This window comes from Enterococcus sp. 2STP, from assembly GCF_032465635.1.
Classification (GTDB): domain Bacteria; phylum Bacillota; class Bacilli; order Lactobacillales; family Enterococcaceae; genus Enterococcus_B; species Enterococcus_B lactis.
Map to the genome: position 1 here is coordinate 92,378 of NZ_JAWDJH010000011.1, position 21,508 is coordinate 113,885.

Annotated in this window: 20 protein-coding genes; 4 read left to right on the forward strand and 16 right to left on the reverse strand. The window is 39.1% G+C overall.

The window, feature by feature from the left end; all coding sequences use genetic code 11:
- Positions 1–14: 14 nt before the first annotated feature.
- Positions 15–1,574 (forward strand): ClC family H(+)/Cl(-) exchange transporter, encoded by a 1,560-nt coding sequence (locus RWU19_RS03455; RefSeq protein WP_002400269.1) that lies wholly within the window; start codon positions 15–17, stop codon positions 1,572–1,574.
- Between the two features lie 118 nt (positions 1,575–1,692).
- On the opposite strand, the gene RWU19_RS03460 is transcribed toward RWU19_RS03455, so the two are convergent.
- From RWU19_RS03460 to RWU19_RS03480, 5 genes are all read right to left on the reverse strand, one after another.
- Complete coding sequence (locus RWU19_RS03460; RefSeq protein ID WP_002306502.1) at positions 1,693–3,624, reverse strand: fructose-specific PTS transporter subunit EIIC; 1,932 nt, start codon at positions 3,622–3,624, stop codon at positions 1,693–1,695.
- Between the two features lie 17 nt (positions 3,625–3,641).
- The gene (pfkB, locus tag RWU19_RS03465; RefSeq protein WP_010732455.1) at positions 3,642–4,556 is read right to left on the reverse strand and encodes a 1-phosphofructokinase; all 915 of its coding nucleotides are present in this window, start codon (positions 4,554–4,556) and stop codon (positions 3,642–3,644) included.
- On the reverse strand, positions 4,553–5,305 hold the full coding sequence (locus RWU19_RS03470; protein WP_002400273.1) for a DeoR/GlpR family DNA-binding transcription regulator: 753 nt from the start codon (positions 5,303–5,305) through the stop codon (positions 4,553–4,555). The genes pfkB and RWU19_RS03470 overlap by 4 nt, the downstream gene beginning before the upstream one ends.
- A 159-nt stretch (positions 5,306–5,464) precedes the next feature.
- Positions 5,465–5,674, reverse strand: a complete 210-nt coding sequence (locus tag RWU19_RS03475; RefSeq protein ID WP_002314851.1) for a hypothetical protein — start codon at positions 5,672–5,674, stop codon at positions 5,465–5,467.
- A gap of 10 nt (positions 5,675–5,684) precedes the next feature.
- Entirely contained in the window at positions 5,685–7,013 is a 1,329-nt protein-coding gene (locus RWU19_RS03480; protein WP_123837838.1) for a hypothetical protein, read from the reverse strand.
- A gap of 136 nt (positions 7,014–7,149) precedes the next feature.
- On the opposite strand from RWU19_RS03480, the gene RWU19_RS03485 reads away from it, so the two are divergent.
- Positions 7,150–7,305, forward strand: coding sequence for an SPJ_0845 family protein (locus RWU19_RS03485; protein WP_002288488.1), 156 nt, complete (start codon positions 7,150–7,152; stop codon positions 7,303–7,305).
- Positions 7,306–7,381: 76 nt separating this feature from the next.
- Here RWU19_RS03485 and yihA read toward each other — a convergent pair whose 3' ends face one another.
- From yihA to RWU19_RS03520, 7 genes are all read right to left on the reverse strand, one after another.
- On the reverse strand, positions 7,382–7,969 hold the full coding sequence (yihA, locus tag RWU19_RS03490) for a ribosome biogenesis GTP-binding protein YihA/YsxC (RefSeq protein WP_002297545.1): 588 nt from the start codon (positions 7,967–7,969) through the stop codon (positions 7,382–7,384).
- An 82-nt stretch (positions 7,970–8,051) separates the two neighbouring features.
- Positions 8,052–9,302 carry an ATP-dependent Clp protease ATP-binding subunit ClpX gene (clpX, locus tag RWU19_RS03495; RefSeq protein ID WP_002292068.1) on the reverse strand — a complete coding sequence of 417 codons (1,251 nt, stop codon included), beginning with the start codon at positions 9,300–9,302 and terminating at the stop codon, positions 8,052–8,054.
- A gap of 215 nt (positions 9,303–9,517) precedes the next feature.
- Positions 9,518–10,807, reverse strand: coding sequence for a trigger factor (gene tig, locus RWU19_RS03500; RefSeq protein WP_002292069.1), 1,290 nt, complete (start codon positions 10,805–10,807; stop codon positions 9,518–9,520).
- Between the two features lie 153 nt (positions 10,808–10,960).
- Positions 10,961–11,893 carry a tetratricopeptide repeat protein gene (locus tag RWU19_RS03505; RefSeq protein ID WP_002314849.1) on the reverse strand — a complete coding sequence of 311 codons (933 nt, stop codon included), beginning with the start codon at positions 11,891–11,893 and terminating at the stop codon, positions 10,961–10,963.
- 153 nt (positions 11,894–12,046) lie between these two features.
- Positions 12,047–12,706, reverse strand: coding sequence for an RDD family protein (locus RWU19_RS03510; RefSeq protein ID WP_002314848.1), 660 nt, complete (start codon positions 12,704–12,706; stop codon positions 12,047–12,049).
- 2 nt (positions 12,707–12,708) lie between these two features.
- The gene (gene sppA / locus RWU19_RS03515; RefSeq protein WP_002314847.1) at positions 12,709–13,734 is read right to left on the reverse strand and encodes a signal peptide peptidase SppA; all 1,026 of its coding nucleotides are present in this window, start codon (positions 13,732–13,734) and stop codon (positions 12,709–12,711) included.
- 12 nt (positions 13,735–13,746) lie between these two features.
- Positions 13,747–14,037 (reverse strand): hypothetical protein, encoded by a 291-nt coding sequence (locus RWU19_RS03520; protein WP_086285952.1) that lies wholly within the window; start codon positions 14,035–14,037, stop codon positions 13,747–13,749.
- A gap of 407 nt (positions 14,038–14,444) precedes the next feature.
- Between RWU19_RS03520 and glmS the strand changes: the two genes are divergently transcribed.
- Entirely contained in the window at positions 14,445–16,250 is a 1,806-nt protein-coding gene (gene glmS, locus RWU19_RS03525) for a glutamine--fructose-6-phosphate transaminase (isomerizing) (protein ID WP_123837842.1), read from the forward strand.
- 153 nt (positions 16,251–16,403) lie between these two features.
- Here the strand turns inward: glmS and RWU19_RS03530 are convergent, their stop codons facing one another.
- Entirely contained in the window at positions 16,404–17,234 is an 831-nt protein-coding gene (locus RWU19_RS03530; RefSeq protein ID WP_123837843.1) for a helix-turn-helix domain-containing protein, read from the reverse strand.
- Positions 17,235–17,383: 149 nt separating this feature from the next.
- On the opposite strand from RWU19_RS03530, the gene RWU19_RS03535 reads away from it, so the two are divergent.
- On the forward strand, positions 17,384–17,608 hold the full coding sequence (locus tag RWU19_RS03535; protein WP_123837844.1) for a hypothetical protein: 225 nt from the start codon (positions 17,384–17,386) through the stop codon (positions 17,606–17,608).
- Positions 17,609–17,946: 338 nt separating this feature from the next.
- Here the strand turns inward: RWU19_RS03535 and glmM are convergent, their stop codons facing one another.
- Genes glmM through cdaA form a run of 3 tightly spaced genes read right to left on the reverse strand, consistent with a single transcriptional unit; the run spans position 17,947 to position 21,376 of the window.
- Complete coding sequence (gene glmM, locus RWU19_RS03540) at positions 17,947–19,302, reverse strand: phosphoglucosamine mutase (protein WP_002292085.1); 1,356 nt, start codon at positions 19,300–19,302, stop codon at positions 17,947–17,949.
- Positions 19,303–19,325: 23 nt separating this feature from the next.
- On the reverse strand, positions 19,326–20,492 hold the full coding sequence (locus tag RWU19_RS03545) for a YbbR-like domain-containing protein (RefSeq protein ID WP_123837845.1): 1,167 nt from the start codon (positions 20,490–20,492) through the stop codon (positions 19,326–19,328).
- Positions 20,489–21,376, reverse strand: a complete 888-nt coding sequence (gene cdaA / locus RWU19_RS03550) for a diadenylate cyclase CdaA (RefSeq protein ID WP_002287821.1) — start codon at positions 21,374–21,376, stop codon at positions 20,489–20,491. Before cdaA ends, RWU19_RS03545 begins: the two co-directional genes overlap by 4 nt.
- Between the last annotated feature and the right edge of the window lie 132 nt (positions 21,377–21,508).

Consider the following 21,508-nt stretch of genomic DNA (forward strand, 5'->3'; position numbering starts at 1 on the left):
AGCGAGGCGTTTGAATGGAAAAAAAAGGAAAAATCAAGAAATTAGATAAAACTCAGATATATTTTATTCTAAAAGGAATATTCGTTGGACTACTGACAGGAATCGTTGTTAGCCTGTTTCGTTTATCGATCGAAAAGTTAGGCGATTTTGTTCGAAGCATCTATGAAATAAGTCGGGAACAGCCGATTTACTTAGTTGGCATGGCCATTTGCTGCATCCTTGCAGCATTTTTTGTGGGTTATCTGGTCAAAAATGAACCGGATATCAAAGGAAGCGGGATTCCACAAGTAGAAGGACAGCTTCGAGGGGAATTATCAATGAACTGGTTCTCTGTTTTATGGAAAAAGTTCATTGGTGGTGTACTTTCAGTTGGCGCAGGACTTTTTCTAGGTCGAGAAGGCCCTTCTATACAGCTTGGTGCAGCTATCGGACAAGGAGCTGGACAATTGTTTCGGAGTCCATCTTCAGAAGAAAAGATTTTGATTTCTAGCGGAGCAAGTAGCGGACTTGCAGCAGCATTCAATGCTCCTATCGCAGGATTACTCTTTGTTTTAGAAGAAATCCATCACTCCTTCTCTCCTCTTGTTTGGCTGACATCTTTTGCTTCAGCTATCACGGCTAACTTTGTCTCTCTTTATTTTTTTGGCTTAAGACCAGTTTTATATCTAGGGGATCTTCCTTCTTTGCCGTTGAAATATTATGGTTCTTTGGTGGTATTAGGCGTACTTCTAGGCGTCTTAGGTTTTATTTATCAAAAGGTCCTGTTGGCATTGCCAAAATTTTACAACCGATTGCCTTTACCAGCTTATTTTCATGGATTCGTTCCTTTCTTGCTGATTTTGCCGATTGGTTATTTATGGCCTAGTACGCTAGGCGGAGGCAATCAAATCGTTTTAGCTTTTGGACATGCTTCATTGCCAATCATTATGATTATCGGTTTGTTTGTTCTTCGATTCGTTTTTTCCATGATTTCTTATGGTGGTGGTCTTCCAGGAGGGATTTTCCTTCCGATATTGACATTGGGTGCTTTAATCGGTAGCTTTTATGGAAACATCATGGTTGATTTCGGGATGGATCCAATCTACATCAAGGATTTCGTCGTGATTGCCATGGCTGGTTATTTCACAGCAATTGGGAAAGCACCGCTGACAGCAATTATTTTAGTGACAGAAATGGTTGGCTCTCTCAATCATCTGATGCCTTTAGGGTTGGCTGCTCTTGTTGCTTATATCGTCAATGATCTTCTCGGAGGAAATCCAATCTACGAATCATTGTTGGAACGTTTACTTGGAAATAATCAGACCGCCGCTCTTAAAGGTGCAAGGACAACTTTTGATTTTCCAGTAACGGCAGAGAGTTCTTTAGACGGATTAATGGTACGGGACTTCAATTGGCCTAAAAATATGCTGCTAATCTCTATACGCAGAGGAAATCAGGAAATCTTGACTCACGGTGATACGATCATGAATGTAGGAGATATTTTGGTAATCTTGACTGATGAAGCAAACTTACCAAGAATCAAGCAAGAAATCGAGGCTAAATCTTCGATCACAAATTTGAAGCAATCATTTTAACGAACCGGGAAGAACTATTTTATGGCACAACAACTATTCATCTATACTACTCATCTATACTATTTTGACTCTACAAAAAAAGAAGAGGCTGGATTTCCCCAGTCTCTTCTTTTTATTTCTATGCTTCTGCTACTGCAGGAGCTTTTCTCAACAAACCATAAATCACACCAGAGACGACTGCTCCGATAGCAATAAACACCAAATACATGATTGGGTGACTCAGTAAGAATACAACAAAAATTCCGCCATGAGGAGCCAGTAATTTGATTCCGAAAGCACCGACTAATCCGCCAGTTAAAGCAGAACCAATAATAAAACTTGGAATGGCACGAATCGGGTCAGCTGCTGCAAATGGAATCGATCCTTCCGTGACAAACGAAAGTCCCATCACGATGTTCGTCAAACCAGCATCTTGATCTGTTTTGCTGAATTTATTTTTGAACAAACGTGTAGCAACGAAAATCGCCAATGGAGGGACCATTCCTCCAGCCATAACAGAAGCCATCACAACACTTCCGCCAGTGGCAACAGTCGTAGCTAAAGTTGCTGTACCAAATACATAAGCGGCTTTGTTGATTGGACCGCCTAAATCTGCCGCCATCATTCCAGCTAATAATGCACCAAGTAAAGCAGCATTCGAACCACTCATACTTGTCAAGAAACCATTCAATGCATCATTGATTGCTTTCATAGGGACATTGACCAGCAACATCAGGAAACCAGTAATCAGTAAGCCAAACACTGGATAAAAGAGGATCGTTTTGATTCCATCCAATGATTTTGGTAAGTTCTTGAATAATTTACGTAAAAATACGATGACATAACCAGCCAAGAATCCACCAATCAGTGCGCCTAAGAATCCTGCGCCACCTGTATTAGCTAATGCACCAGCAGCAAATCCAACAATCAAACCAGGGCGGTCGCCGATACTTGAAGCAATAAATCCAGCTAATACCGGTAACATGAACCCAAATGCAGCTTGTCCGATTTGGTTGAACCAGCTAGCAGCTTGATTGTAGTTCCCCAGATTCGATAACTGGTCATGCGGCACGCCAATAAATTGGTCAATCATGAAAGAAAGAGCAATAGCGATTCCTCCACCAATAACGAATGGTAACATGTGTGATACGCCATTCATCAAATCTTTATAGATTCTTTGTCCGACAGTACCATCCGCGTTTCCTTCTTCTGAACTATTTTCTTTTCCGTCACCATGGAATACTGGTGCAGTACCACTAAGAGCTAGATTGATCAACTCTTCTGGTTTACGGATACCATCACTGACTGGACGATTGATCAATTCTTTTCCGTCAAAACGGTTCATCTCTACTTTTTTGTCTGCTGCAACGATCACGCCTTCTGCACGAGCGATGTCTTCAGCAGTCAATCGGTTTTTGATTCCTTCTGAACCGTTCGTTTCGACTTTGATCTCCACTCCCATTTCTTTCGCTTTTTTCTTCAAAGCATCTTCTGCCATGTAAGTATGAGCGATTCCTGTTGGGCAAGCTGTAACGGCAACAACGAATTTTCTTTCTGGATGAGCAGAAGCTTCTGCAGCTTGTGTTTCTTGTTCTGCTTTTTCTTCTGCTTCTTTTTGCTCTTCAGCTGTTTGGAACAAGTCTTGGACTTCTTCTGGTGTACTTGCTTCTTTTAATTTCGCTACAAAATCTGCATCAATCAGCAATCGAGATAGTGCTGCTAATGCTTGCAAGTGTGTGTCGTTCGCGCCCTCTGGAGCTGCGATCATGAAAAACAGATAGGTGGGCTGTCCGTCTAATGCTTCATAATCTACTCCTTTTTGGCTTTTTGCAAATAAAACTGTTGCTTCTTTGACTGCACTATTTTTCGCGTGAGGCATGGCGATTCCGTCACCAAGACCTGTAGAGGTTTGTGCTTCACGAGCTAGAATTCCTTCTTTATATGTGTCGATATCGGAAATCCGGCCGGCATCAAACATTTTTTGGACCATTTCATCGATCGCGCCTTTTTTATCAGTCGCTTGCAAATCCATGATCATTGCTTCTTTGACCATTAAATCCTTGATATTCATGATTATCCTCCTTGAAACTAATCAATTTTTGTGATTTCAACTTCTGGCAATAACTCATCAATCAGTTCGCGAGCTGCCAAGTCATCAGAAAAAGCCGTTGCGCTTCCACAAGCAACTCCCCATTTAAAGGCTTCGATCGGATCTTTCGTCCGGCTGTAAGCACCAATAAAACCGGCGATCATTGAATCCCCTGCACCTACTGAATTTTTCAATGGGCGAACCAATACATTCGTTTTATAAGTTCCTTGTTCTGTAAAGAGCAAAGCGCCGTCTCCAGCCATTGAGATCAGCACATTCTGTGCCCCTTCAGCTAGTAATTTTTTTCCATACGGAATGATTTCTTCTACAGATTGGAAGGTTGTATTGTAAAGCTCAGCTAATTCGTGATTGTTTGGTTTGATCAACAACGGTTTCTTAACAAGTGCATTTTTTAGATCATCACCTGTTGTATCGATTACGAAATCTGCACCTTTTTCTCGAATGATATCAATCAGTTCTTGATAAAATCCTTTTCGTAGGCTGGCTGGCGCGCTTCCTGACAATACGACGATGTCTCCTTGTTCTACTGTCCCTAGTGCTTGCTTCAATTCATTGATTTCTTCGTCTGAAATAGCTGGACCTAAACCGTTAATTTCAGTTTCAGTATCTGATTTTAGTTTGATATTGATTCTTGTATCTTCTTGCACGTGTGTGAACAAAGATTTGATTTGTTCTTTTTCAAGCCACTTCGAAATAAATTCGCCAGTGAATCCTCCTAAAAAACCTAGTGCTGTAGATTGAGAATCGATCCGTTTCAAAATACGGGAAACATTGATCCCTTTTCCTCCAGGCAATTTGAAGTCTTCTTTCATCCGGTTCAAATCACCTAGTTTTAACCCATCTACGCGTACAATATAATCAATTGATGGATTAAGTGTTACTGTGTAAATCATTGTATTGCCTCCTTAATTGTTGTCTTTTCACGGAATTCATTGATGAATTCTAATGGACAACGCTCGGTTATGATCGTGGCTGCTTCCAAAGGTGCAACAGAGGTGAAAGACAACTGGTTGAATTTAGTATGATCAATCAATACAAATGTCTCTTCAGAATTTTTCATGGCTAAACGTTTAACAGCTGCTTCTTCTGGATCCGGAGTCGTGAATCCTTGCTCGATATGCGCACCGTTCATTCCCATAAACGCTTTATTGAAATGAAAATGTTTTAGTTGTTCTATCGCATTAGATCCTAAAACAGCATTGGTTGACAGCTTGATCGTTCCACCTAAAATGATCGTAGCAAGCTCCAAATCAACTAAATTTGCCGCATGTTGAACGGAATTTGTCACCACTGTGATTTGTTTTCCTTGTAAAAAAGGGATCATTTCTAAAGTAGTAGAGCCAGCGTCTAAATAGATGACATCTTCGTCATTAATGGTTTCAGCTGCCAATTTGGCGATCTGCTGTTTTTCATGAACGTTTTTGAGTGATTTTTCACTCATATTCTGCTCAAAATTCAATAATTGCTCTTTCTTAGCGCCGCCATGGACTCTTTCTAGAAACCCACCATTCTCCAACTCTTGCAAATCACGCCTTATCGTTGATTCTGAAGCATTCAAAAGGTTTACAAGGTCTTGTGATTTCACGATTTTCTGCTGTTCAAGCAAGTCTAGTATTTTTTGTCTGCGTTCCTCTGTAAGCATTTTCACGATCACCTCAATACAAATAATAGCATATTTTTTTTAGACTCGCAATACAAATCAGTCAAAAACGTTCGCAAAAATTATAAATCAGTCAAAAAAATAAAAAACCAGTCTTTTTTTGACTGGTTTCCTACTTTATTTGACTATTATCAAACTGTTTTATCGTTTGTTATTTTCGCTTCTTGTTTTTTTCATATAAACAGAAGCAGGTTTTCTTTCCTTATGAAGAAGGTAATAATAAAGTCCCATCCCACCAAACATGACCAAGAAACCGATGACTGATCGAATAGGAAAATTAGGAACAAAAAAGAGACAGACGGATAATAATGATGCTGGAACCATTATTCGATAATAAAGTTGTTTATCCATTTTCTTCACCTCATATTTTTTGTAAAGTAATCAATTGTTCTAATTCGCGATAATCTAAAAACTGCACACGCAGATGCTTCTCGCCTTTCTTGACATCAAATTGGACACTACGCCGTTTTTTCTTTATTCGTTTGAAGGCAATATCAGAGAGTCTGTGTTTGATTTCCTTTAACGGTAGATCCGGAAGTGCTTCAGAAGGAACATAGATTCTTAATGATAAAAGATAATCTTGATATTTCTCATCTGTTACCTCTACTTCTAGATATTCCCTGATGTAATAACAATACGCTTCGATTCCATTGTCCAAAGCAACAGTCGGATCGATGATCTTATAGCACATCATGCGCGCGCGATTCTCGTCAACCCAAGGAAAATACGCCTGGGCATTCAGTGTTCCGCGGACACGTCTTTCTTTATAATTTCCTCCTTGAATATCATAACTTTTCGTTACAAAGAACGAGGCATTTTTTTTGGGAACAGGTTGCATCTGCGCATTTTGATACTGGACAGATTGAATCGTATGATCAGTATAAATGTATTCAACAAATGGTGGTTTCAACAATCCCACGCCGTTATCCCAAGCAAGGTGGTCAAACCCAAGCTGGTCTCTAAAATAGGATTGGAAGAGCTGATTGTTTGTTTTTTGCCAATTGAATGGGTCTCGATAAAGCTGGATATATATGACTTCGTTATCTAATTCTTTTACTTTTTCTACTTGTTGTGTATCGAGAAAAATCGGTTTGGGGATGATTTGATGGTAATAGTGACTGTAATACATTTCCCAGCATGAGGTAAAACATAAGCCTTGATAAAAAAGATCGTAGCCTGGAAATTGATTGCAATCCACTACTACGTCGCCATTTTTCTGTTTCATTTTAGGTAAACGCTCGATTTCATCCATCGTCTCAAACAGCAGCCGCTGGGGAATCTGTTTTGTATTGTGATAGATAAACTCGCTATAAGCTCTCATATAAGCAAACACACCATGGGCAATCATTTTTTTCTGAATGAAATCTCGAATCAAAAACTGGTTTTCTTTGAAAACAGGGATAGCCAATACATTTTTTATCAACAATTGATTGCCTTCCAAACGAAAACTACACTCGTTCTCGTCATTCCCTACAACTAACCAGCTTTCGTCTCTTACCGATGCGAGCATTATTTTTTCTTGCAGTTTCCTAAGATCATACGGCTCCGCTTGTTGAGCGAAAGAGCGGATAAATGTTGGCTGGATCAACAGACGTGTCAAAACAGCCCAATCGCTTATTTCCTGTTTTTTTTCTTCCTCATTTAAGTCTGTGAGCTGGATAGTCATTAATAATTTATCTTCACCAATCATTTTCTCACCTCTTTCAAATCTTTTTATAATTTAATTATAACGAATGATAAAGAAAAACTAAAACTTTTTGTCTTAGAAACCAATTTTAGGTATTACATGGTAAACTAAGTAAAAAAGGAACAAAGAGGTGTTCGCGATGGGATTGAAATTTGAACGTACAGACAATTTAGATAAACTTTTCGAATCATTTGCTGTCGATCCGGAAAAAACAGTTGCGCCAAAAGAAGAAATCGATCGGTTTCTAAAACCGCAGCCACAAAACGAAAAGAAAAAAGACAAGAAACAAAAGTAAGATAAGTTCTGCAAAAAAAGACTTACTAGCCAAACTTTTATGGAAGAGTTTGGCTAGTAAGTCTTTTTTATTCTTTTTATGATTCGATTGCTTGTTCGATTGCTGCCCATGCTTCTTCTTTTCCTTGTTTTGTAACGGAAGAAAAAAGAATAAATGTGTCATTACGATCAAAATCCAATGCTTTTTTGATCTCGCTTTCGTGCTTGTTCCATTTACCGCGAGGAATCTTATCTGCCTTAGTAGCAACAACGATTACAGGGATATCATAATACTTCAAAAATTGATACATCTGGATATCTTCTTGAGAAGGCTTATGGCGCAGATCTACTAAAGAAACGACCGCACGTAGTTGTTCTCTGGTCGTTAAATATGTCTCGATCATCTTTCCCCATTTTGCTCGTTCAGTTTTGGATACTTTTGCATACCCGTATCCTGGAACATCGACAAAATGCAACGCATTCTCGATCAAATAAAAATTCAAGGTCTGGGTCTTTCCAGGCTTACCGGAAGTACGGGCTAAATTCTTTCGATCAATCAACGTGTTGATAAAAGAAGATTTCCCTACATTTGATCGCCCTGCCAGAGCTATTTCCGGCAATTGTGTCTCTGGATATTGTTTTGGTGCCACTGCACTTATGATGATTTCAGCTTGATGGACTTTCATGGTCTCTCTCCTTAAAAAGGTGATGAATAAAGCAAGCGGCTGTCGTAAAAGCCAAAATGACTTTTACGGCAGCCTCTTCTCATCAACCCGCTTTTTTCTCTGAATCTTTATAGATCACTGTTGGCTCACCAGACAATTCAGCTGCTTCTTTGGTGATAATCACTTTTTCGATGTTTTCATTTGAAGGGATATCAAACATCACATCCATCATGATTTCTTCGATGATAGAACGAAGACCTCGAGCACCAGTGTTGCGTTCGATTGCTTTTTTCGCAATAGCTCTCAATGCTTCAGGTTCAAATTCAAGTTCGGTATCATCTAGAGAAAGAAGTTTTTGATATTGTTTGACTAACGCATTTTTTGGCTCAGTCAAGATCCGTACCAGATCATCTGTTGTCAATTTCTCTAAAGCTGCCATAACAGGTAATCGTCCGATAAACTCAGGAATCAATCCGAATTTCAGCAAATCTTCAGGAATGATATGCTGCATGACGCTTTCGTCTTCAGAAAGTTTTTGGTTTTGCGTACCAAATCCAATCGTTTTTTCGCCCATGCGGTTCTTCACGATTGTTTCGATACCATCAAACGCCCCACCTACGATGAACAAGATATTCGTCGTATCGATCTGGATAAATTCTTGATGTGGATGTTTACGTCCTCCCTGAGGCGGAACACTTGCAACAGTTCCTTCTAGAATCTTCAGCAAGGCTTGTTGGACACCTTCACCGGAAACATCACGAGTGATGGATACATTTTCGCTTTTACGCGCGATTTTATCGATCTCATCAATATAGATGATCCCTTTTTCTGCACGTTCCACATTGTAATCAGCAGACTGGAGCAATTTAAGCAAAATGTTTTCTACATCTTCACCCACATAACCAGCTTCTGTCAAACTTGTCGCATCTGCGATTGCAAAAGGTACATTCAACGTTTTTGCTAATGTTTGTGCCAAAAATGTTTTCCCTGACCCAGTAGGTCCGATCAAGCAGATATTGCTTTTTTGTAGTTCAACATCATCTGTGTTCTCTTGTGCTTGCTGATTGACACGTTTGTAGTGATTGTATACAGCGACAGCTAACGAGCGTTTTGCGCGATCTTGTCCAATCACGTAGTTATTCAATACTTCAAGAATTTCTAGTGGTTTAGGGACTTCAGTGAATTCGCGTACAGCTTCTTCATAAAATTCTTCATCAATGATTTCTTTACATAGGTCGATACATTCATTACAGATGTAGACCCCTGGACCAGCTACGATTTTTTTCACTTCTTCTTGGGTTTTCCCACAAAAAGAACAGCGTACGGTCTCATTGCTACTTGGATTGTCATACATGGTCTTCACCCCTTAACTTGCAAAAAGTATGCAAGAAACTATCAGAGACTTTACAGTCTTTTACTATCATAACATAGTTTAGTAAAAAGAAAAAGTGTTTAACAAAGGATCGATTGACCTATATCTTTGTATATTTTCACGCTTAGCAAAAAATAAGGGACTGTGACAACAAACATGTCACAGTCCCTTATTTCATGACCTCTATTACTTAATTTCTATTCTTTTGCTTCTGTCGCTGTACCCGTGATCAATTCGATTGCTTTTTTCATTGTCACATCATGTTCCAGCATATCTTCTGTCAACACGCGTTTGATTTGTTCGATTGGCATGTTGTATGTTTCTGATAATTCTTGGATTTCTGCATTGATTTCTTCTTCTGTTGCTTGAAGATTTTCAGCAGCTGCAATTGCTTCGATCACAAGATTTGTTCTTGTGCGCATTTCTGCTTCACCTTCGAATTGTTTATGCAAGTCTTCTTCTGTAGAACCAGTTAATTGATAGTACATTTCAGGAGAGATACCTTGACGTTGCATGTTGTTCAAGAATTCGTCCATTGAACGATGTACTTCATCATGAACCATCACGTGTGGCAATTCAACGATTTCTGCGTTTTCAACAGCCATACGGATTGCTGCTTCATCTTTTGCATCGTCCGCTGCTTTTTCTTTTGTTTCTACTAATTCTTTGCGATATTTTTCTTTCAATTCGTCTAATGTTGATACTTCGTCATCCACATCTTTTGCGAATTCGTCATCTAATTCAGGCACTTCTTTTGCTTTTACTTCATGGATTGTCACTTTGAAAACTGCTTCTTTTCCAGCAAGATCTTCTGCTTGATAATCTTCTGGGAAAGTTACATTTACATCTAGACTTTCACCTGATTTATGACCAACTAATTGATCTTCAAATCCTGGAATGAATGAACCTGAACCTAATTCAAGTGAGTAATTTTCGCCTTTTCCGCCATCAAACGCTTCGCCATCTACAAAGCCTTCGAAGTCGATTACTACTGTATCGCCATTTTCAGCTGCAGCATCTTCTTTGATAACTAATTCAGCTTGTGCTTCTTGTTCACGTTTGATACGTGCATCCACGTCAGCATCTGTTACTTCACGGTCTTGTTTTTCAACAACTAGATCTTTATATTGTCCTAATTTTACTTCTGGTTTCACTGTTACTTCAGCAGTGATTACCCAGTCTTGACCTTTTTCCATGCTTTCAACATCGATTTTTGGTTGAGAAACAGGGTCGATGCCAGCTTCTTTGACAGCAGCTTCATAAGCTTCTGGTAATACAGCATTCAATGCATCTTCATATAAAGCTTCTTCACCGTACATACGGTTGAATACTTGACGAGAAACTTTCCCTTTACGGAATCCAGGTACGTTCAAGCTTTTTTTCACTTTATTAAACGCAGTTGTTAATCCTTTTTGGATTTCGTCTTGCGCAATCGTAAATTTTAAAACACCATCATTCGTGCCTTTTTTTTCAAATGTTGCAGTCATTTAATTCCCTCCGAGTTTAGAAATTCATTTTATACATCAAAAACGTTTCATGCATACCTTTAAATAGTACACTAACCCTTTCAAATTGTAAACATATTGAATGGGTAGAATCCTTGTTTTTCATAACATTTTTATCTTTTTCACTGATAAAATCTAATGGAAGAAGATCATTTGCTGCAAAATTTTCTCTCGTTTTTTAAAAAAATCTTGTTTTTCATCTTCCGTACCATCATACATCGTTTTTCCTGTACATGCCTCTACAGTCAGTTGAAACCAACGCCTCGGGTCTTCAATGTATGTATCATAGACAGGATAAACGATTGCAGATTGCAACGTAAATTCTTCTTTCAGCACCGAACTAAGTAGCGCATCTTCATTCCCGTAATGATCTGAAAACACACACAATTGTCGATAACTTGACTGTTGCTGTGGCTTAGGCAAATCTTTGGGTATGACTTTGACTAGTTTTTCTTCAATCGTCAAATAGAAAACAGGGTTGCATTCATTCAATTGCCTGAGTGTCTCCAGCAATTTTGCCCTCGCTAAAATATGGACCTCTGGTAATACAATCAGTTTACTCGCTGTTTGGATAAACTCATGGTAAGGAAGCTGTTCGATCTCCTCGATAGACGACAGCTGACGTGCTGGTTCCAATGAAGGAAGTTCCTCCGATTTTTTATGGAGTGCCTTGACTTTTTGCCTCTCCATTTGTCCGGACAATTCTTCTGCAAATTGGATTTTTTCAATGATACGCTGCTCAAAAGATTCATAAAAATCTGTACTTGCTATCAATTTTCTAGCATATAAAAAATCTTGTGCGCTGATTAACAAGTCAAAATAAAATTCAGCAAACTCCTCGTTTTGAAGATACTGTTTTTCATGTAAGAGTGCTTGTTTCAACGCTTCTTTTTTCTCGTCTAACTCATAAAGACAAAAAACAAGCAGGCTATTAGCCTCAAAGCTTTCTTTCAACTCGTAAGCACGTTGAAATAGTTCTTTTGCCTGCTGATATTGCTGGTTTGCTAGTGCTTGTTGGGCCACTCGCATTAAATTCTCATATTTTTCTGGAAAATCAATCGGCTTCACGCAGTGTCCTCCTCTTGCTTATGTTCAGCTCATGTTCAATAGTAGCAAAACAAAAAAAGCATGACAATTAAAAATAATCGAAGCATCCTCTAAAAGCTAGATTTTTGATCTGACTTTTAGAAGATGCTTCAAACTACTGTTTTTTATGGATCATCAGCTGTTAACTTCTTGGTTGAATGCTTTGATCAGATTAATCGTAACGACACTTGTATTAGTGAAAAGATCTCCCAGATGCTGCTTTTTCTGATTAAAGATTGCTGGAAGATACCCTAACATCAGCAAAGGAAACTTTAGAATGAACCGACAAGCACCTTCTCTAACTAAAACAGTTGACCAGCTAAGTTCTTCTTCATCAAAACTGATGACTCGAATACCGAAGATCATTTTCCCAATCGTTTGGCCATGATTGAGTTTCGTCAATAAAACAAAATACGCTAAATAAATGAGTAATGCTGTGAATCCATAGAGACTCAAATACGAATCTGAAAAATTCAGCCAACCTAGATTTTTGGCAATACCAAGTGTTAAACGTGTAATAGCTCCGATACACAAAAGATCGATCAAGAAGGCAAACATTCGGATCAAAAAACCTGCATAGAAATAATGAGGAAAATCATTTGCTTTTGGTGGTTCATTTTTTGTGTCAGTATACTTTTTCCATTTCCGTTGTTTCTTTTTGATTTCTTCTGACGTCATCGGTTCTCTTTCAAAAGAGCTCAGCACCTTTTGGGAAAAGCTTGGATCAGGTCCCACAGCAGGCTGCTGCTGCCTCTCTCTTCCTTGTTCCTTATTTTCGTTTGGAAGTTCCGTCATGCTTACTCACCTCCGTAATAATACATTGCTTTTGGTGATTCTGCAGTTCCGAGATTCTCAAGTATTGATAAGATCTGACTAGTTTCAGAAGATTTCAATCCTTGGAACTCTGCCAGTTTGCTCCCTAACCATGTGCTGGCAAATCCAGATGATGCGGAGGAATATTCTACTAATTCAGCATCTTCAAGTTTTTGTTCCTTTCGCATAGCTTGTAAGGCGTCTTCAGGGAATCCCAATTCATCGACTAAACCTACTTCTTTTGCTTGGACACCATCATAAATCCTTCCATCTGCTATTTTTTTGACTGCTTCTTCAGATTTATTTCGTCCCTCGCTAACGATTCTTACAAATCGTTGATACGCACTATCAATATACGCTTGAAGCACTGCTTCCTCTTCTTTTGTCTCTGGGCGTGTTCCTGAACCCATATCTTTCAATGCGCCACTTTTCACTGTTGTGTCTTCCACACCCAGTTTTTCTAAAAGGCCTGAATAATTCAATCCTGACATGATCACACCAATTGAACCGGTCACTGTTTCTTCGGTTGCAAAGATTTTATCTGCTTGAGCAGAAATATAGTAACCACCGCTAGCTGCCATGTTTTTCATACTGACATACATCGGGATATCATGTTCTTTACGGATCGTATCTAATTTCTTAGCGATTTCCGCACTTTCATAGACACCACCACCAGGAGAGTTTACTTCTAAAAAGATTCCTTTGACTGTTGGATCTTCTTCCACAGCTTTCAGTTGTTCCATGAAATTTTCATGGTTATAGCCTTCAGAAGCAAATAAACCAGAAGATCCTCCTGCAGCAATCGTACCATCTACTGTTAGTTTTACGATTTTTTGCGTACTGTCTCCCTCTTCCAACACATTTGGTACTAACTCTTCATCCCCGTATAACCAACTGTTCAACCCTTCGACTTGATTGTTTTCCTGAGGCTTAGTCAAACTCGCCGAAACTAACGAAACCACAAATAATCCCGCAGCAATCAGAACTGCTGCCCAACGTTTTTTATTCATTCTTTCTCCTTTCTAATACAAGTTTTTTATGACGATTACAGTTTCTGACTGCTCGGAAGCGTCGAACCGCTCTGCTTTTTCTTCACGCGCATACCCGGAAAATGATTCTTTTGTCCATTCATCTTCTACCGTAAACTCTCGCGCTTGGACAACTTCCAAGGCATCAGGTGCGATTTCCTGGATGCTATCCCAACCAGTATCTAAAAATATTTTTGTATCATCTGATACACCAGCTGATGCTTCAAATTCGGACAATTGTTTTTTTAACCTTCCAAGTGTCATGATTTCAATTTTTGAATCCATTTTTCTCCTCCTTCATCCTATTACTTTCTATTGTACCGAACTCCTGAAAAAGATGATAGATAAAAACCGATTATTTTTTGACACAAAACGCACATCCAAAAAGCAATTCGATATATACCAATTTATTTTTATTCTTTTTTTGTTGACAAAAACATTCGCAAAAGGGTATGATTTTAAATGTTTCCAGATAAAAAATAAAAAAGGAGGATAGTTATACCTTTTAGGATAGCGCCTGGTCTGTGTAAACAGATGACGAGGAGAGGGTTTATCGAAAGATTCGGCGGATGACCCTAGGGACTGCACTCTACAGAAGATCCACAAAAAGTATCTGCAAAGATAAAACAAAAGGATTTTCCTGCAGCTGGAAGCATTCATACGAATTCATTATAGAAAGTAGGATGTTTTTTATGTGCGGAATTGTTGGAATGATTGGATTAAAAAATGTAACACCAGGATTGATTGGCGGGCTAGAAAAATTGGAATACCGCGGTTATGATTCAGCTGGCATCTTTGTCTCAGATGGCACGACAGATCATTTAGTCAAGGCACAAGGCAGAATCCAAAATTTAAAAGAGAGAATAACTTCTGATACTACAGGAAATATAGGCATCGGCCATACACGTTGGGCAACCCACGGACAACCATCTGAGGAAAATGCCCATCCACATACTTCACAAAGCGGACGTTTCGTGCTCGTCCATAATGGCGTGATCGAAAACTTCGAAGAACTTAAAAATGCTTATTTAACAGATGATCACTTTATCGGTGAGACAGATACTGAGATTATCGCTCATCTGATTGAAACTTTTGCGAAGGATATGACGGCAAAAGAGGCATTTTTAAAAGCTTTGCGCATCATCAAAGGTTCTTATGCTTTCGCTTTGATTGATCGTACAACACCTGATGTGATTTATGTAGCAAAAAACAAAAGCCCATTGTTAGTCGGACTTGGTGATGGATTCAATGTGATTGCCAGCGATGCAATGGCTATGCTTGCTCATACGAAGAAATTCGTCGAGGTCGAAGATGAAGAGATGGTTACCGTTACATCAGACAAAATTATTATCCAAAATTTTGCGGGCGACATTATGGAACGTTCTTCATTTGAAGCGCAAGTAGATGCTTCAGATATCGAGAAAGGCACCTATCCTTTTTATATGCTGAAAGAAATCGACGAACAGCCTATTATCATGCGCCGTATTGCTCAAAAATACGTAACAGAAGACAATCGGGTCCCTCTTGATCCAAAACTGATCGGTACATTATCTGACAGCGATCGAATCTACATCGTTGCTTGCGGAACTAGTTACCATGCGGGATTAGCTGGTAAACAGACTTTGGAAGAATTGACACAGATTCCTGTCGAGGTTCATTTAGCTAGTGAATTCGGCTATAACACACCTCTTCTTTCAAAAAAACCATTCTTTATTTTCTTGAGTCAAAGTGGCGAAACAGCGGACAGTCGGCAAGTGCTGGTAAAAATCAACCGTCTTGGCTATCCTTCACTTACGATTACAAATGTTGCTGGCTCTACTCTTTCGCGAGAAGCATCCTTCACCCTATTGTTGCATGCCGGACCTGAGATTGCAGTAGCATCAACGAAAGCTTATACTGCACAAATAGCAGTATTGACTTTATTAGCCAAAGCTATCGGTGACAAAAAAGAAGTAGAAACTTCTCTTTCGTTCGATATCACTCATGAATTGAGTTTAGTCGCAAATGCGATGGAATCGGTCATTGCCCAGAAAGATTATTTAGAGGAGCTGGCTGCAGAATACCTCAGTGACACAAGAAATGCTTTTTATATCGGACGCGGGGCAGACTACAACGTTTCTCTTGAAGCCGCTTTGAAATTGAAAGAAATCAGTTACATCCAGGCAGAAGGTTTTGCTGCTGGTGAATTGAAACACGGAACAATTGCTTTGATTGAAGAAGGAACACCCGTGATCGGAATCATCAGTGAAGAAGTGACTGGCGCGCATACTCGAGGTAATCTGAAAGAAGTCGAAAGCCGTGGTGCTAAAACATTAGTTATCGTCTCAGAAGGATTAGAAAAGGAAAATGACCAACTAGTACTGCCAGCAGTCCACCCTTATCTGTCTACTCTTGCCACAGTCGTACCGACTCAATTACTTGCCTATTACGCTACACTGTTACGAGGGTTTGACGTTGACAAGCCACGTAATCTGGCGAAATCAGTGACAGTTGAGTAACGTTTCTGTACGGGAAATCATTTGATTTTTGCAGTCTTTTGTAAAAAAATAAAAGCATAGTATGTACCGAACACCAAAAAATTTGATTTTTAGTGTTCGGTATTTTTACTTTATTTCCCGTTTACTTTTTAAAACCTCGTTTCAATAAATCGTTCACTTTCTCTGTCTATAATATTGGAGTTCCTTTAATAATTTGACTTTTAATTCCGTTTCTTCAACTACTTCAAGTAAATCAAACCCTTTTTGCATTAATTTTGTATCGTTTTGGCAGTACCCTAATCTTACGAAGATCGCGCCTAGAAAATCAGCTCGTTTTGCTCGTTTCGCAATATCTTTTGCTAGATTCAACATATATCGGCCATCTTCTACAAGATTTTTTTGTATATATATTTGAGAGATATTCATCAAAAGTGTCAGCCTTACTGTATCGACAACATCCAATCGATTATATCTATCAAGCGTAGCTAATAGAATCGGATACATTATTTCTAACGTGCTGATTTCTAGATGAAATGAAATGATCGCAAATATTTGAATATCTCTTAATGTCCACACCTCTATTTTTGAAAGCCGCTGCCAAATCGGAGTCACCAACCCTTTGCATTCTGTTTTATCAAAGACCATAGGATCAGCAGATAAATACAAGCGTAAAATCAACAGGATTTCTTCTATTTTTTTATCTGAACAAGTAGATGTAAATTCTAAACATCGTCTATACAACTTTCTTATCTGTGCACTTTCTGTATTTGAAATAATAGAATAAAAATCCTCAATAAGCCTTGTACGATTATCTCTATTCTCTATATTTGCCAAATATCTAAATTCATCTAAAGATACATCTATCCTCTCTAATAAATAACAAGCATTTTCAAACCTTGGCTCCGTCTCATTTTTTTCAATCCGCGAAAGAGTTGTCCTATCTAAAAAATCATTACAAACTTCTTTTTGAGTCATTCCTTTCCCTTTCCTTATATATCGATACATTTCGCCAAACCTCAATTTTTTCTCCCTCCAAAATTTTTGTGAGCTTATGCAACAAATCTACCAAAAACAATTCGATGATTATAAAATATAAGGGTAACAAAGAAACTATTATACTCATATTATAACAAAAACAAAATGGAGGTTGTCCTATGATAAGAAAAATGCTTATTATTTTTGTCACTACAATTGTTGTTTCCTCACTCGTCCTGACTTCTACTGCAATCGTCTCCCTTGCTTCTGAATTAGATACTACCACTATCAAGCCTGATGTTTACAAAAATGATAGTTATATAGATGCTAACGGCAATAGAGGGACTGGTAGAATAACCTTGATTGAAGCACGCTGGAGTTCTACCTATGATTTTCGATGGTAACAAAATTAACGCTCTTACGCTGGTCTATTCTCTTTTTTGATAGTATAGTTGCTTCTCTTGTCTTGTACCTCCTTATTGCGGACGGGCAAAACTATTATTACGTCTATCTATTGGCTCAAATTCCTAGTTATATTATTCTTGATCATATCCACAAAAAAATAGGATTAAAAGCAGATAAAGCACGCAAACGTGCTATTTTACTAGTGATGTTGATTTTTTTCATCTCTTACATTGGTATAATATTTCTTACACAATATGTTTTTAAATAAAAGAAAAAGCAAAGACCAGCGACGAATAACCGTCACTGGTCTTTGTTTTTTGTCTTATATTTTAGGTTCTTAATCTAGACCGATTTCTTCTTTGACTACTGCCGCGATTTTATCGACATAGTAATTAACTTTCTCATCGGTAGGCGCTTCTGCCATCACACGAAGTAATGGTTCTGTGCCGGAAGGACGAACTAGGATTCTACCTTCTGATCCCATTTCAGCTTCTGCTTCTTCGATCACTTTTTTAATTGCTGGAACATCCATCGCACCATTTTTATCACTTACGCGGATATTCACTAACTTTTGCGGATAAATCGTTACCTCTGCTGCAAGCTCAGATAATTTTTTACCCGTCTGTTTCATAATATTCAACAACTGAATTCCTGAAAGCATCCCATCACCAGTTGTGTTGAAATCTAAGAAAATCATGTGTCCAGACTGCTCGCCACCAAAATTATAATCGTTTTTGCGCATTTCTTCTACAACATAACGATCACCGACTTGTGTAACGACATCTTTCAGACCGATTCCTTCTACCGCTTTGTGGAAGCCTAAGTTGCTCATCACAGTTGTAACGATAGTGTCTTTTTTCAAGCGATTTTTTTCAGCTAAGTATTTAGCACAGATAAACATGATTTTATCACCATCGACGATATTCCCAAGTTCATCTACCGCGATGATGCGATCGCCATCGCCATCGAAAGCTAGACCAGCGTCCGCTCCTTTTTCAACGACCATCTCAGCTAAACGTTCTGGATGTGTAGAACCTACCCCATCATTGATGTTTAAACCATCTGGATTTGTGCCCATTGTATAGAAGTCTGTTTCAAGATCAGCGAACAAACGATTGACACTTGTTGAAGTTGCTCCGTTTGCTGCATCGACACAAATCGTCAAACCGGAAAGATCGCCATTGATCGTTTGTACAAGGAATTGAGAATATTTCAATAAACCTTCTGGAAATTCTTCTACAGTTCCCAAACCATCAGCTGATGGACGAGGCAATTCATCTACTTCTGCATCCAATAACGCTTCGATTTCTAGTTCTTGATCATCTACTAATTTAAAACCGTCTGCACCAAAAAATTTGATTCCATTATCCTGCGCTGGATTGTGAGAAGCAGAGATCATGACTCCTGCACTTGCTTTTTGTAATCGTGTCAGATAAGCAACACCTGGCGTAGAAATCACACCTAGTTGGAACACTTCGATACCCACCGATAAAAGTCCTGAAATCAGCGCTTCTTCTAACATTTGACCTGAGATTCTTGTATCCCGCCCCACTAGTACGCGTGGGCGTTTTCCTTCTTCTTCATGCTGGCTTAGGACATAACCTCCGCATCGTCCCAGCTTAAATGCAAGTTCTGGCGTAAGTTCCTTGTTGGCTTCACCGCGGACGCCGTCTGTTCCAAAATATTTACCCATAGTTGTAAAATTACTCCTTTAACTTAATTTTCCGAGGAATTTGATCTGCTCATTTGTGTTGATTCGCTTGTTTGCGATGTTTCTTCTGTACTCGTGGATGAACTGCTTGTTGCAGATCCCGAACTAGAAGAAATGGACGTTGTTGTTGAAGGTACCGTTACTGAATCAGCAGATGTAGTGCTTGTACTTGTATCTTCTTGTGTCCGACTGCTCGTCGAAGCGGAACTGCTGCTTGACGTTTGCATTACGGGTGTAATCTCCACGCTGACTGATTTAGGTTTGATACTTAGTCCTTCTTCTACTGGTATTTCGATTTTACGAGTTGTTCGATGACTGATTCCTGAGACATTGATCGGTACAGCGATACTGTCGCCGATTGATGCAAGCAAATCGCTAGATCCGCTTACTTCTGCTTCCAGGTCTGAAAAACTGAAATCATAGCTTTCAACCCCAGCAGCCGGTGTTCCTTGTTGCGTCCCATAAAGTCGTACCGTTTTGCTTGGTTTGATTGCATCAGCTTTCACAGTTACTTGCACTGGATCGGAAATGATACTTAATATTTCTCCTGCTGCATTCAGCGCTTGTATCGGCACTTCACTATTGATGCCATCATCCGTGACCATCGAAGCATCCACATCAGCTACTACTCGTTTGATTTCGGCCAATGTTTTATCGCCTGTAGTGATAGAGACTTTTTTAGGACTAACGGAAGTATCATCCAGCTCATATCCAGATGGTGTGATCGTTGAAGGAATCAACGTTTCAACATCGAAATCTTTTGTCACCTTTTTCTCAACCGTTACTGTAATAGTTGATGGTTCCATCTTTGCTGTGACAGCACTGCTCAAGTTCTGAATTTTCAGCGGAACTTCATGTGTTCCTTCGCCAAGCTTAGTGATATCTGCAGTGATGCGAAACATCCGTGTATCTTCGTTTGCTTCTGCATTCAACTGGACTCGGTTTGCACTGGAAAGTTTGACCGTCACTGTGTTTTCATATCCATGGATATAATAGCGTTGCGAATCATAAGAAATTTTGATTGGCACACCAGTGACTGTTTGATTATACGCTTCATTTCCAGAAAGTGTGTTTTGAACGGACTGTCCATTTGCATTGAAGTACAGTGCAATACTGAACAGCAATGCAATAAAACTGTAAAGAATACTTGTCCGTTTCTCTTTTGAGATCATTTGCGATCCCCTCCCTTAGTCATACCGTCTAGGAAAGATTGAATCACGTTTTTCTTATTTTTTGTTTTCTCTTCAGCAATTAGTTCTCTACGCAAGATTGCCAAATATTCTTGCTGGGATAAGCCAGCCATCAGTTCATTATCTAACGTGATGCTGACGTCCCCGGTTTCTTCAGAGACAACGATGGTGATCGCGTCGCTGACTTCGCTTATACCGACAGCTGCCCGGTGTCGAGTCCCGAATTCTTTAGGGATCAACATACTTTCTGATAGAGGAAGATAGGCGCTTGCTACTGCGATCTTTCCTTCTTTTACAATAACTGCACCATCATGCAGCGGTGTATTAGGAATAAAGATATTGATCAGCAGCTCCCCAGTGATATCTGCATCTAAAGCAATCCCTGTCTCAATATACTCATCTAATCCAGTATGACGTTCGATAGTGATCAGCGCACCGATTTTTCGCTTGGACATATATTGGATAGCTTTGTCAAAAGACAAAATCATCTTCTCATCTTCCTGTTGTTCGCTTTTTGATTGTTTGAAAAGCGAACTGCGTCCAAGATGTTCCAGTCCTCTCCGGATTTCCGGCTGAAAAATCACGATAGCAGCTATCACCCCGTACGTAATGACTTGGTTCATCAGCCAAGACAAGGTGTGCAGACCAATGATTTCTGCTACGATTCGGATAACAATAAAAATAGCTACACCTTTCAGAAGCTGAATCGCTTTTGTGCCTCGCAGCAGTTGGATCAGTTTGTATACAAGATACCAGACAACCAGAATATCAAGTATGTTCACCAAAAAATTCAGAGAGAACAAGTCACCGGAAAACATTTGCTGCCAATAGTCCAAATTAAAAAGTTCCCCGATTTGAAATGACATAAAAAGCCTCTCTTCTCTTTTGAGATTTCCTCTCTAGTATATCATATGTTTTAATTTTAGAGGCTGATCTGCTCGTATTTTTCTTGAGAAAAACACATAATTTTCAAGAAAATTACAAGTATGCGTTTTATT